The 12,658-nt window shown below is 58.8% G+C and carries 12 protein-coding genes and 1 pseudogene; 10 read left to right on the top strand and 3 right to left on the bottom strand.

The annotated features are described in order from the left end of the window. Positions 1-20 precede the first annotated feature (20 nt). From rfbA to HCU76_RS25085, 9 genes are all read left to right on the top strand, one after another. Positions 21-917: a glucose-1-phosphate thymidylyltransferase RfbA gene (rfbA, locus tag HCU76_RS25125; RefSeq protein WP_218510926.1), complete on the top strand. Its 897-nt coding sequence runs from the start codon at positions 21-23 to the stop codon at positions 915-917. Beyond that, a complete protein-coding gene (gene rfbC / locus HCU76_RS25120; protein WP_218510925.1) occupies positions 914-1,462 on the top strand; it encodes a dTDP-4-dehydrorhamnose 3,5-epimerase in 549 nt (182 codons plus the stop codon). Before rfbA ends, rfbC begins: the two co-directional genes overlap by 4 nt. Then, entirely contained in the window at positions 1,459-2,544 is a 1,086-nt protein-coding gene (gene rfbG / locus HCU76_RS25115; protein ID WP_218510924.1) for a CDP-glucose 4,6-dehydratase, read from the top strand. The genes rfbC and rfbG overlap by 4 nt, the downstream gene beginning before the upstream one ends. Then, complete coding sequence (locus HCU76_RS25110) at positions 2,541-3,371, top strand: NAD(P)-dependent oxidoreductase (protein ID WP_218510923.1); 831 nt, start codon at positions 2,541-2,543, stop codon at positions 3,369-3,371. The genes rfbG and HCU76_RS25110 overlap by 4 nt, the downstream gene beginning before the upstream one ends. Continuing rightward, on the top strand, positions 3,368-4,351 hold the full coding sequence (locus HCU76_RS25105) for a glycosyltransferase family 2 protein (protein ID WP_218510922.1): 984 nt from the start codon (positions 3,368-3,370) through the stop codon (positions 4,349-4,351). Before HCU76_RS25110 ends, HCU76_RS25105 begins: the two co-directional genes overlap by 4 nt. Before the next feature lie 14 nt (positions 4,352-4,365). Then, positions 4,366-5,136: a glucose-1-phosphate cytidylyltransferase gene (gene rfbF / locus HCU76_RS25100; protein WP_218510921.1), complete on the top strand. Its 771-nt coding sequence runs from the start codon at positions 4,366-4,368 to the stop codon at positions 5,134-5,136. Next, positions 5,126-5,875 (top strand): class I SAM-dependent methyltransferase, encoded by a 750-nt coding sequence (locus tag HCU76_RS25095; protein ID WP_218510920.1) that lies wholly within the window; start codon positions 5,126-5,128, stop codon positions 5,873-5,875. The genes rfbF and HCU76_RS25095 overlap by 11 nt, the downstream gene beginning before the upstream one ends. Next, entirely contained in the window at positions 5,872-6,240 is a 369-nt protein-coding gene (locus HCU76_RS25090) for a GtrA family protein (RefSeq protein WP_218510919.1), read from the top strand. The genes HCU76_RS25095 and HCU76_RS25090 overlap by 4 nt, the downstream gene beginning before the upstream one ends. 361 nt (positions 6,241-6,601) lie before the next feature. Beyond that, positions 6,602-7,639 (top strand): class I SAM-dependent methyltransferase, encoded by a 1,038-nt coding sequence (locus tag HCU76_RS25085; protein WP_218510918.1) that lies wholly within the window; start codon positions 6,602-6,604, stop codon positions 7,637-7,639. A gap of 191 nt (positions 7,640-7,830) precedes the next feature. Here HCU76_RS25085 and HCU76_RS25080 read toward each other — a convergent pair. The 3 genes and pseudogenes from HCU76_RS25080 to HCU76_RS25070 all read right to left on the bottom strand — a co-directional run. Beyond that, positions 7,831-8,445, bottom strand: a pseudogene (locus HCU76_RS25080) (IS3 family transposase); the annotation flags it as partial. 159 nt (positions 8,446-8,604) lie between these two features. Beyond that, complete coding sequence (locus HCU76_RS25075) at positions 8,605-10,833, bottom strand: sugar translocase (protein ID WP_218510917.1); 2,229 nt, start codon at positions 10,831-10,833, stop codon at positions 8,605-8,607. Between the two features lie 98 nt (positions 10,834-10,931). Further along, a complete protein-coding gene (locus HCU76_RS25070; protein ID WP_218510916.1) occupies positions 10,932-12,440 on the bottom strand; it encodes a hypothetical protein in 1,509 nt (502 codons plus the stop codon). Between the two features lie 12 nt (positions 12,441-12,452). Between HCU76_RS25070 and HCU76_RS25065 the strand changes: the two genes are divergently transcribed. Continuing rightward, on the top strand, positions 12,453-12,658 hold a 206-nt coding region (locus tag HCU76_RS25065; protein WP_218510915.1), incomplete at its 3' end, for a hypothetical protein.

Below are 12,658 nucleotides of genomic sequence, written 5' to 3'. Positions count from 1 at the left end.
AAAAGGAATCGATTCCACCCATGACTTCACAACCACGACGCAAGGGCATCATCCTGGCCGGCGGCTCCGGCACGCGTCTGCACCCGGCCACCTTGGCCGTCAGCAAGCAATTGCTGCCGGTGTACGACAAGCCGATGATCTACTACCCGCTGAGCACGCTGATGCTGAGCGGCATGCGCGACATCCTGGTCATCAGCACGCCGCAGGACACGCCGCGCTTCCAGCAACTGCTGGGCGACGGCAGCCAGTGGGGCATCAACCTGCAGTACGCGGTGCAGCCCAGCCCCGACGGCCTGGCCCAGGCGTTCATCATCGGCGACCAGTTCATCGGCAATTCGCCGAGCGCGTTGGTGCTAGGCGACAACCTGTTCTATGGACATGACTTCGCCCACCTGCTGGACGATGCCAATGCCAACCAGGACGGCGCCACTGTCTTTGCCTACCATGTGCACGACCCCGAGCGCTATGGCGTAGTGGCTTTCGATGCCGACGGCAAGGCAAGCAGCATCGAGGAGAAGCCGAGCCAGCCCAAGAGCAGCTACGCGGTGACCGGCCTTTACTTCTATGACAACCAGGTCGTGGACATTGCAAAGGCCGTGAAGCCCAGCGCGCGAGGCGAGTTGGAGATCACGGCCGTAAATCAGGCTTATCTGGACGCGGGCCAGCTGAGCGTGCAGATCATGAAGCGGGGCTACGCCTGGCTGGATACCGGCACGCACGAAAGCCTGCTGGAAGCGGGACAGTTCATCGCCACGCTGGAGCATCGGCAGGGGCTGAAGATTGCGTGCCCGGAAGAGATCGCCTGGCGCAGTGGGTTCATCGACGATGATCAGCTTGCCAAGCTGGCCGTGCCGTTGCAGAAGAACGAGTACGGCAAGTACCTGACGCGCCTGCTGAACGAAGAGCTGTACTCGTGAAGATTACGCCCACCACCATACCCGAGGTGCTGATCATCGAGCCGAAGGTCTTCGGCGACGAGCGAGGCTTCTTCATGGAGAGCTTCAATCAAAGGGTCTTTGATGAAGCGGTGGGTCGGCACGTCGAGTTCGTGCAAGACAACCATTCGCGCTCGGCGAAAGGGGTGTTGCGGGGCTTGCACTATCAGATTCAGCAGCCGCAGGGGAAGCTAGTGCGGGTGACGGGTGGGGCGGTGTTTGATGTGGCGGTGGATATTCGGAGGTCGTCGCAGACGGTTGGGAAATGGGTTGGGGTGGAGCTCTCCCAAGAAAACCACAAGCAATTGTGGGTGCCCGAGGGATTTGCGCATGGCTTCGTCGTGATGAGCGAGTCCGCCGACTTCCTCTATAAGACGACGGACTACTATGCCCCTGAATACGAACGGGCAATTCGGTGGGACGATCCAGCACTTCGCATCCGCTGGCCCGAGATTGGCATGAAGCCCCAGCTATCGGCAAAGGATCTGAAGGCGCTGATGCTTGAGGAGGCGGAGTTGTTCGGATGACTCAGAGGAAGGACTTTGAAGAAGCGCTCGAGGGCCGCAAGGTCTTTGTCACTGGCCACACCGGATTCACAGGTGGATGGACATGCCTTTGGCTGCGTTCTATAGGCGCCACAGTTGCGGGCTTCTCACTGCCTGCCGACACTACGCCGTCTCTCTTCGCCGCCGCACGCATAGCGGATGAGATGCATGCCAGCACGCTCGGCGACATCTGCCACTACGAATCCCTGTTCGACGCGATGCGCAAGTTCGAACCGGACCTCGTGCTGCATCTGGCGGCCCAGCCCCTCGTGCGTCGTTCGTACCGCGAGCCGCTATGGACCTTCCAGGTCAATGCCCAGGGCACGGCACATGTGCTTGAAGCAGCGCGCAGCACAGCCAGCGTCCGTGGTGTGGTGTGCGTGACCACCGACAAGGTGTACCGCAACAAGGAATGGCCGTGGCCCTATCGCGAGAACGATCCGCTCGGAGGCAAGGATCCCTACAGCGCCTCGAAAGCGGCAGCCGAAATGGTGATCCAGAGCTACGCCGCTTCCTACCCTTTCACCGAGGGGAAAGGACCAGCCATTGCGACGGCGCGGGGCGGCAACATCGTCGGTGGTGGAGACTGGTCGGAAGATCGACTCATTCCCGACTTCGTCCGCAGTGTGGTCAGCGGCACGCAACTCGCGCTGCGCTATCCGGGCGCTACCCGACCATGGCAGCACGTGTTGGCGCTGGTGCACGGCTATCTGCTTCTCATGGCGCAACTGCTGAGCCCGCGGCCGCAGGATTTTGCGCGCGCTTGGAATCTCGGGCCGCAGGAGCTCAGGCATTACTCGGTTCGCGAGGTTCTCGAGCTCTTGAGCAACGAGTGGCAGCGGCCGCAGTTCGAGTTCATGGACAACCCGTTTCCTGAGGCCGGTGCGCTTGCTCTCGACAGCTCGCTGGCGCGCAACCAACTGGGCTGGCAACCTGCCTGGGACACGCAGCGCGTGATTCGAGAGACGGCGGCTTGGTACCGGAACTACTACGCCGCTCCCGAGACGGCAAGGGCGTTCACGCTCGGGCAAATTGACGCTTGGCGCAAGGACATCGCCGCATGATGTACGTCATCGGCGCGCGCGGTCGACTCGGACGCGCGATCCGCGATTCCAGATCCACCGGAGAGATCGTCCCACTGGATCGCTCGATCTACGAGGATTGGTGGAAAGTCGATGCAAGTGCGGCGGTCGCGAGATTTTTTGAGGCCGCGCCTCCGGGCTCGGTGGTCTTGGTCGTGGCGGGCCTGCTCGATCCTGCGTTGCCGCGTAGCGAGCATCAGCGCATAAACGTCGAGCTGCCGGCTCGAATCATCGAAGGGGCCTGCGCAGCAGGTCTGCGTGTGGTTACCTTCGGGACAGTGATGGAACGGCTGCGCGAGCATTCCAACGCCTACATCTCCTCCAAGGCTGAACTGGGTCGACTCGTGGCGGAGCGCGCCGCCGCAGGTGATCCAGTGATGCACTTGCAGTTGCATACGCTCTATGGCGTCGGTGAGCCTGTGCCCTTCATGTTTCTTGGCCAGCTCTGCAACGCGCTGCGCAACGGGCGCCCGTTCGAGATGTCGCCGGGCCGCCAGCTACGCGAATACCATCACGTCCATGACGATGTTGACGCGATTCATGCTTTGCTCGAAATCCGTGCGGCCGGTGTCATGGCATTGAGTCATGGAGCGCCCTGCACGTTGCGCGAGCTGGCGTCGCACGTCTTCACTTCGGTGCAGCGTCCCAATCTGCTGCATATAGGCGCTCGCCCCGAGCCGCCTGACGACAACTACGCCACCGTACTGGAGCGGCCGCCCACGCTCGGTCACATCCACTTTCGTCCGGCCCTGCAGGGTGTGTCCTCCTATGTGCAAGCCGTGTTGGCCGGCCTACCGAAGAAAGAATGAACGACGCTCCGACGCTGGCGCCCGCGCGCCGACCGCTGATCTCGATCGCCATTCCGGTCCTCAACGAGGCCGGCAACATCGACGCCCTTTACATGCGCCTTTCCGCGTTGGCTGATCGCATGGCTGACCGTTGCGATCTGGAATTCGTCTTCACCGACAACCATTCGGAGGACGAGACGTGGCCCATTCTGACCAGACTCGCCGCTGCCGATCCGCGCGTGCGGGCGATGCGGTTCTCGCGCAATTTCGGATTCCAGAGTTCGATTCTCGCCAACTACCTGCATGCGAGAGGCGATGCGGTCATGCAGATCGATGCCGACCTGCAGGACCCGCCGGAGATGCTGGAGCAGTTCTTCGCACTGTGGCAGCAGGGCTTTCACGTGGTCTACGGCATCCGGCGCAAGCGGCCCGAAGGGCGGCTGCTCTACCTGCTCCGCAAGTGCGGCTACTGGGCAATCGACAAGGTCAGCGAGCACCCCATTCCACGCGACGTCGGCGACTTTCGGCTGGTTGATCGCGTCGTGATCGAGGCCATCGCCCGGTTCCGTACGACCAACCCGTACCTGCGCGGAATGATTGCCGGGCTCGGCTTCAACCAGACCGGCATCCCCTACGACCGCGATGCCCGGACGATCGGCGAGAGCAAGTTCAATGTGATGCGGCTGATGCACCTCGGGTTGACCGCGGTGTTCAACCACTCGACGGCGCCGCTGCGCATGGCGTCCTTTCTAGGTATCGTCATTTTGCTGGCAAGTCTGATCGGCGCGCTGTACTACGTAATCCTGCGGCTGGTGCGACCGGACCTGCCTCCAGGCTTCGTGAGCATTCAGTTGCTGATTCTTTTCGGCATCGGGCTCAATGCCTTCCTGCTGGGCGTCATTGGCGAGTACATCCTCCGTATCCATCGAGTTCTCAGATCTGACCCGATCGCCATCGTCGAGCGTAGTCTTAACATGCGACCGGATGATCTCAAGCTTTAGGAGAAGAGAAGCACATGAAGGCAGTAATTCTTGCCGGTGGGCTTGGTACGCGCATCGCCGAAGAGTCCGACACGAAACCCAAGCCGATGGTCGAGATTGGCGGGCGTCCGCTCCTATGGCACATCATGAAGATCTACGCCCACCACGGAATCAACGATTTCGTGATTTGCCTCGGCTACAAGGGCTATGTGATCAAGGAGTTTTTCTTCAACTACTACCGGCACATGTCAGACGTGCGCATCGACCTCAGTACTGGCGATCACCACATCCTCAACACTCATTCGGAGGACTGGCGTATCACGCTGGTGGATACGGGAGCCGAGACCATGACCGGCGGGCGTCTCAAGCGGGCCGCAAAGCATCTCGACGATGAAACGTTTTGCCTGACTTACGGCGACGGGTTGTCCGATGTCGACATCGGCAGCGAGATCGAGTATCATCGTCGACGCGGCAGGCTTGCGACGGTGCTCGCCGTCCAACCTCCCGGACGCTTCGGGGTACTCAACCTGAATGCGGAGCAGGACGTATCCAGCTTCGAGGAAAAGCCTAGCGACGAGATCGGTTGGATAAACGGGGGCTTCTTCGTCCTCGAGCCTCCCGCAATCGACTACGTCGCCGATGACAAGACGTCCTGGGAGCGCGCACCTCTGATGAACCTCGCGCGGGACGGCCAACTTGCCGCCTTTCAGCACACTGGCTTTTGGCAGCCCTGCGACACCCTGCGCGACAAGCGGGAACTCGAAGCCCTCTGGCATGGTGGAAAGGCGCCTTGGCGTGTCTGGTAGCGAAACTCCGGCGAACAAGCCCGCCACTGCCTCGCCCTCGACCCTGGGTGTGTCGTCGGCATCTGACAAGGTCGACTTCGACGACTACTCAGCGAGCTACGACGACTTGCTACGTGAGAGCACGAAGCTCTATGCCGAAGATTCCGAATACTTCGCGCGGTACAAGATCGATCTGATTCGCGATGCGATTCGCGATCCTGTTGCCCGCGTGCTCGAGTATGGCTGCGGCACCGGCCGCAATATTGGACATCTCCAAAAGGCGTTCCCCGATGCCGAAATCGTAGGTAGCGACCTTTCGGCAGCAAGCTTGCGGATCGCATCCGAAAACAATCCCGAAGTACGTTTCGAGGTCGAGCGTACGGATCTTGACCTTGGCCGTTTTGATCTCATTTTTGTCGCCAGCGTTTTTCACCACATTCCACCGGCCGAACGGCCAAGCGTGATGGAGACCCTCGCGCGTCGGCTATCAACGGGTGGATCAATCAACATCTTTGAACACAACCCGTTCAATCCCATAACGCGCCGCATCGTAAACACGTGCCCCTTTGACGCGGACGCAATCTTGCTCAAACCGAGCGAACTGCGCTCCCTGTTTCGTGGCGCTGGCCTGCAAACGCAGCGCCAGACATATTGCCTTTTTGTTCCGCCGCGACTTTCGTGGTTCCTTCCGATCGAAAGGTTTCTTGGCTGGCTCCCACTTGGAGGCCAGTATTGGGTCGGTGCTGGCCATTACCGATGAGGCAGTTGCTCAAGTTCGCCGTGGTAGGGGTGGTCAATACAGCCCTCGGATACGCGGTGATTTTCGCGTGCATGTACTTGGCCGGCCTCGGCCCAGCGACAAGTAATGTGATCGGATACGCGGTAGGATTGATCATTTCTTATTCGCTGAACCGCAGTTTCACATTTCGCAGTGCCGCGCCGCCACGGCGGGAGATTGTTCGGTTTGTTGCGATATTCCTGCTGGCATACCTAGCCAATTTTCTCACGCTCGTTCTACTGATTCGCCACGGTGTTCACGAAGGACTGGCACAGGTGTTGGCAGGTGTCGTGTACTTCTCGTTGTCGTTTGTCTTGAACAAGTACTACGTATTTGTAGGGTCGTAGCAGGCCGCTGAAATACTCCCTTCCGAAGCGAGCCATCTTCGCTGAGCGGGCGGGTCGCATTTCATATGGTGCGTCGACGGTTTTCATGCGTATTTCGTTAATTTGCAATCAGGGAGCGCTCGCCTAGATGCCCTTGCGGACTTGTTCGTGATTGAGTCGCAGTAGCGCCTTGCGGTCCGTGGGCCGCTTCAACCGGGCGCCCCTGTAGATCGGCTTGATGCGAAGCTGGCATGCCTCCGGGGTGCTGGCCGTCCTTTCTGTGGCAAAGTCGCGGCGGCCCGCATGGTTATCCAATGTCATGGTGCGGGGACGCGCGACGCACAGTTACTTTTGACCTGACCTAATCCTAAAGGAGCACACTTTGGGCGGAATAGCACGGATCCTCAATGGAGCGCTCGCTCCAGCAGATGTCGCTTTCACGCGCCGTACCACTCTCGACCGAACACGCGCGCAACTCGCTGATGCAAATTCACAGATTCAGGCCCTGAACGAAGCGCTGGTCGCTGCCAAATCGCAAGGGTCGGGCCTAGAGGCCACCCTGGCCGAAATGCACTCTTCCGTGTTGGCGCTTCAAGGGCGATCTGCCGACCGGTTGCAGGCCGAGCTTGCGCAAACCAAGCGATTGCTTATCCAGCACCAGATCGCATCCAAATGGAGCACCGTTGATGCTCTGGAACGCCTTGTAGCAACACCTCCGTCGGAGAGAACCTGTCCGCTATGCAATTGTCGCGCACAAGAGACACTGTTCAAATTGTTCATCAGCCAATGCAGCTTTGGTGGAGGAGTGCTCAAGCGACACCAATGTCCGAAATGTGATGTCATCTTTGGGGCCGACAAGATGTTCGCGCTTAATGCGAAAGAATTATCGCAGGAATACGAGTGGCACTACATGGTGTACGAGGAGGGTGACTCAACTGCTGCGGAAGTCTTGGCTTTTCATTCACTAGCGCCCCGTAAAGATGGCCGGTATGTCAACTTCGGAGCTGGAGCTTGGTCGAAAAGCGTACAAGTTCTCAGGGCAGAGGGCTGGGATGTATACGCGTATGAGCCGCACAGTTCAGCTGCCTCAAAGGCCGATTGGCTAATCACGAGCGAAGCCGAACTCGCTGCGCGCCCATTCGATGGCCTGTACTCCAACAATGTGCTCGAGCACTTTCGCTATCCCGTAGAGGCGCTCGTCGACATGAAGCGATACCTGAAACCCGGCGCCCTGATGGCGCACGCGACGCCCTGCTACGAATATCTCTATGAGTACACGCGGTTCCACCTCTTTTTCTTTCTGGGCCGATCTAGGCAACTCCTCGCGCGGCTAGCCGGCCTTTCAATAGAAAGTTTTGAAGTAGAGGGGCACTACATGAACTGCGTCTTTTCCAGCGCAGTCGAATGGCCTACTGGCTGAGACGGTGCCTGCGGCAGCCAAGGCGATCTTCGGATGACGGAGCGAACGCTGCCGCTTGGCTCACCGCGCTATTTCCCGTTGTGCACGAACAGTTAGACAGAGCGCTGATTTTTGTCGGTATACAGTGGCTGCCCCTTAAAGTCGGGTCGCGCGCGCAGAGTGTCCAGCAGCCGCCTGACCCTGTACCCGAATTAGGACCGTTCAGAAGTAGAGACTTCCGGCTCCTTTGACATCGCCGTTGCTGCCTGCAGGCAGCAACGGCGGGCGAATTCGGCTGGCGTGGCCCAGTCCAGCGCGGAGTGGGGGCGACTCTCGTTGTAGTCCTCGCGCCAAGCTGCGATCTTGTCCCTGGCGTCAGTCAATGACAAGAACCAGTTCGCGTTCAGGCATTCCTGGCGCAGCCGGCCGTTGAAGCTCTCCACCGCTGCGTTGTCGGTCGGCTTGCCTGGCCGGCTGAAGTCCAGCTCGATGCCGCGTTCGTATGCCCATTTGTCCATCACCTTTGAAATGAACTCGCTGCCGTTGTCAGTCTTGATCGTCTGGGGCAGCCCGCGACGCCCAGCGATGTCATTCAACGTGCGAACGACGTCTTCTCCTTTGAGGCTTTGACCGACATCGATGGCCAGGCACTCGCGCGTGAACAGATCGACCACGGTCAACATGCGCAGCTTCCTGCCGTCAAACAGGTTGTCGGCCACAAAGTCCATGCTCCAGATCTCGTTCATGGCGTGGGTCAGTTGTTTTGGCTGGCGAAGCTTGGCGGCCTTGTTGCGCCGAGGCCGCTTCAGTCGCAGGGACAGGCCTTCTCGTGATTTCATCTGTTGAGGGGGCAGGGCAACGCCACAACGGGGACAAGACCCCTTCAAATGGGTGGCCACCGCTGATCAATACTGTGGAGGTCGAGCGAATCGCGAAACGTATTTTTGCGACAGGACGCTAGGGGCGCTTTTTGCCTTCAGCACCAACTACTCGACGATGGAAAGGGATCGTAGGCCCAGTCCGAGACTTCTATAGTCGTTGCTTTTGCTGACGTCCCTTGGTCTAGTCGGCGCTGGCACCGTCAGTTCGATCAGGTCAGCCGTGTCGGAAAGATCAAAAGGAATTCGGACTCTCGTCATCTCGGTCGTTCCCACGAAGGTCTTGACTTGAGAGCCGACGCGCACGCTGATCTCACGTCCAACGTTCGGCCCAAAGGCGTTCGTCACGAGTTCCAGGGTGAAGCGACGAGGAAGAGGCTTCTTGAGTCGCAGCTTCACGGTCTTGCCGTCTGTCCACGTTCCCCATTCCTCAGGTCCCGATAGTCCGGACGCCGCTTGCACTTGACTGCCTAGCATTGTTGGTGACTCGAAATCGATGTCAAAGGGAGATCTGGTGACCAGCATGCTTCCGCTCTTGGATAACTTCCAGCGATCGAGCCATGCCTTCGCAGCGGGCGACAAGTGCTCCAGCGAATCGGCCTCGGGAAGGGCTTGGAGCGAATAGAAGGCCAGATCCTTGCCCTGATCTTCGATCGGCGAAACACTGCCCAGAAACTCGGATACCTCTGCATCAATTGCTTGGCCGTTGTCGGCGTAGCCTCGCCGGTCTATTAATAACCCGGAAAACCCAAGGAAGTGCGCCACCTCGAGTTGTGTGGCGATCGGCTGATTCGAAAGGTTATCCATGAAGTCCGCGCCTAATCGGCCCACAGCGACTCCGTAGCTCCATTTGAGCGAGCGGGAATGCAGAAACCCCTTAGATAGGTCATACGAGCTCAGCCTTCCTTTCATGGGGGACTCTGGGAAACGCATGAATGGCAACTGATAGACCGCCGCGCCCTCGGATAGCGAGGCTTCAAGTGCGCGGTAAAACAGCGAGTCGTTGCGATATTCGGCCTGCGCCATTCTCACGGGAGTCCGGTCGGCGCTCGACGTCTGGTCCCAGATGCCGAAGATTGCAATGGCCGCGAGGCCTAGCGATGCGAAGGCGGCGGCCCTACGGGTGGAGGCGAATCGATGGCGCGCACCATCGACCGCAATAGCTAAGCCTGCGAGCGACAGAAAGGCTACAACAATACTGACCCTGTTCCATCCTCGTATCAGCGGAGTCACCAGCAGGGAAAACAAAGCGGAGAACCCACCAGTGGTAGAAGTGAGAACCAGAAGCAACGTTGTGGCACCTAGCATGAAGAGCAAGCTGCGCCTCTGTTCTTGAACGCGAGGTGAGTAGACGATCGCGCTTGCGAGCAATAGAAAGAAGCCGATGACGCCTACGAATCCCAGCGCCGAATGCACGTTCTCATTCACATTGGGAAACTGCTGCCCGTAGTCCGCGGCGATGGCGGCGAGTCGCTCCAGGCGATGATCTGGTCTCGGCAGCATCAATTGAGTAATCTTCAGACCATAGACTTCCGACCCCGCTGGCATCCTGCGCGCCAACTCGCTGTTCTTACCAAGCTGCTGAATCAAGTACATGTTCGGCAGGATGTTCGCCGTAACTCCTGCCCCCACGATTGCCACGGCGAAAATTCCCGCAAAGAGGGGCTTCGCGGATTGATGTCTGAGCCGTCCGAGCACTGCGCCCATGAAAAGCACCATGCAACCGAACAATGCATAGTAAACACCGAAGCATGCGAGCACCGCCAGCACCGCTGCCTTCAACGGCCCGCGGTTGGCAAACATCTCAGCCCCTCTGTATAGCTCTACGGCAAACCAAACATAGACAGGTATCACAAAGTACCAAGTGAAATAGAGGTGCGAGATCCGGAGAAAGTGGAATGGGATAATCGCGAAGAGGAGCGAGAAAACCGAGCTGGTTGAGTCTGAGACGCCGAGTTTTTTCAAACACCAAAACGCCGCCAGAGCATTTAGTGGGAACCCCGCCAGAAAGTACACGTTGTTCGCCCACGCCGCAGATTCCGAGAGCTTCTGGAGGGCTGCAAGGACGAGCATATTGCCCCAGTCCGAGCCTACGAAATCGAAGAGTTGAGATCCGAGCGGAAACCCCTGTCGCGAGTTGATCAGGTAACCGGTGTGCTCGCCAAGGCGTTGGGTTGTCATCAGATAGAAGATCGAATCGCCAGCGTAGCTCAGCGGCTCGCGGAGATTGAATCGTGCACCTCCCGCCGTCAATGTGCCAACGATGAGCGCTGAAAGCGCCACGGCGATGGTCCATAGAAGCGATGTTCTATTTATTCTGAGATTGAAAAATTGCATCGCTGATCTGTTTTCGCGCGGCTGCGCCGCGTTGTAATGCGTGATTTTGGCTTTTCGTGGTTTGCTTTTGTCAAGCGACCGGCGCCGGACTTGCTGCGCTATTTTCTGTTGCGCACAAAAAGCCAGACCGACCGATTCTTCGCGTCAGTGAAGGCAGGGCGTCCCGTGAAGTCTCCACCCGTGCGTAGTTCGTCAAGCAGGCGAGTTTGATACTTCAAGCTGGGGAATGAATACCCCAAGGACTGCCCGACCATTCCGACTTCGCTAAGAACGATCACGTCGGCAGAAGATGCGTTTTGCTGCACGCGCTCCCAAGAATCCGAGGTGTATCCGGACATGAACGTCCGAACAAGCCCTTGCTGCCTTGACAGGAAGTCGAGCGTTCCAGCATAGGTCGGGCCCGGCACGGTTACGAGAACGACAGCGTTGGGAGTGGCACGCAAGATGTCGGTCAATGCCGGCAGGACCGCCCGATTGGCTGTGTCCGCCGCCAACATCAATGGATCTTCTCGATGGACTTGGCCTGTCCGCGGAACCCACTGAGTTGCAAACACCACGGCTCCGAAGACTAGGACCACACGTCCGCGGAAAGGGATGCGCGTTGTCAAATAGCCCAAGCTCCATACAACAGCGGCAACGACCGTTCCATACAGGATGCTCCCGATCATGAGCGACTTGACGGGGCTTAACGTCGCAATGAGGTAAGCGGTGACCGCAGCAGCCATGACGGCGGCGAAGGCAGGGAGTGCCCGACTGTCCCTAAACCGAACAATGACCGCGGCGCAGATTGCAAAAAGGGGAAGGGCGGCGTACCAAGCCCAACCAAGCACCAGCGTCCCGGTGGCGCGATTCAGGTAGTAAGTCAAATGACCCAACGCCGATGCCTGTGTCCTCCACATGCTTTCGCTGCCCATGACTTCACGGATGTAGCCTAGGATCGCCGCGCCGTTTATCGCCAGATATGGGACGACGATGCACGCGGCACCCAGCGTCACCCATCCGCTCGCGCGAGCAGCGCGGCCGATGTTCCATGCTTGCATAGTCAAAAGAGACACACCGATCTGCGCGATCCACGCAACTGCGAGCACCATCATGGAAGCCAGTGTGGCTGTCGGCTTGGAGACAATTGCCGTACCAAATAGCAGTCCCAGAGCGACAAGCTTGGCAGGGCGCGCCCAGATCACATCAGCGCTGGCCGACACTATGACGGCAAATCCGACCAGCAAGCCCCATACGGGATCGGGGCGGAACTCAGTGAGCACGAAGCCAAACATCGGCATGGCCAACGCAGCCACCAAGATGCCAATCCGCGTCCACTGATTCGCATGGCGCAGCGCAACCCAGCCAAGCAGCAGAACAAGGACTATCCAACCAGCGCTCAGCATATACGGGCCCCAAGGTGCACCAGCACTCAAGAGCAGACCGAGCAAGCTGGTCAACGCAACCAGCGGTGCGTGTGGCGGGTGTGCATAGACATAGTCGAAGAGGCACCTCACGATGCCCTGTCGATCCAACACGGCCAATCGACTCAGACCATCGATCAGATACACCACATCGTCATAGATCGGCACCATCGACAATCGCCCGTCGCGGAGCAAGTAGCTCATGACGCCGATGACATGAAACAGGAAGAAGCCAAGCAGGACGCAGAGCGCAGTACGGTTGGATCGATTTATCGAGAAGTTCATGCGCTCAGGTCACTGGGCAACAACGGGGAAATAGGCTGGCACTGCGACGATCAGGGAGCCAACGATTGGGATGCCAAAGGCAACGATCTTTTTCATTGCGCAATGCTATCTTCCTCCTGTGCGGATATGACCTGCAA

It is taken from the genome of Variovorax sp. dw_308, assembly GCF_019207085.1.
Classification (GTDB): Bacteria; Pseudomonadota; Gammaproteobacteria; order Burkholderiales; family Burkholderiaceae_C; genus Variovorax.
Note: the sequence above shows the minus strand (reverse complement) of the source record. Positions and strands in the feature narration are given on the sequence as shown.

Bases quoted from the DNA above. Each gene is read 5' to 3' on its own strand.
- HCU76_RS25110 (WP_218510923.1), top strand. From the start codon at position 2,541: ATGATGTACGTCATCGGCGCGCGCGGTCGACTCGGACGCGCGATCCGC.
- HCU76_RS25070 (WP_218510916.1), bottom strand. From the start codon at position 12,440: ATGAGCTACTTGCTCCGCGACGGGCGATTGTCGATGGTGCCGATCTAT.
- HCU76_RS25105 (WP_218510922.1), top strand. From the start codon at position 3,368: ATGAACGACGCTCCGACGCTGGCGCCCGCGCGCCGACCGCTGATCTCG.
- HCU76_RS25090 (WP_218510919.1), top strand. From the start codon at position 5,872: ATGAGGCAGTTGCTCAAGTTCGCCGTGGTAGGGGTGGTCAATACAGCC.
- HCU76_RS25075 (WP_218510917.1), bottom strand. From the start codon at position 10,833: ATGCAATTTTTCAATCTCAGAATAAATAGAACATCGCTTCTATGGACC.
- rfbF (WP_218510921.1), top strand. From the start codon at position 4,366: ATGAAGGCAGTAATTCTTGCCGGTGGGCTTGGTACGCGCATCGCCGAA.
- rfbG (WP_218510924.1), top strand. From the start codon at position 1,459: ATGACTCAGAGGAAGGACTTTGAAGAAGCGCTCGAGGGCCGCAAGGTC.
- rfbA (WP_218510926.1), top strand. From the start codon at position 21: ATGACTTCACAACCACGACGCAAGGGCATCATCCTGGCCGGCGGCTCC.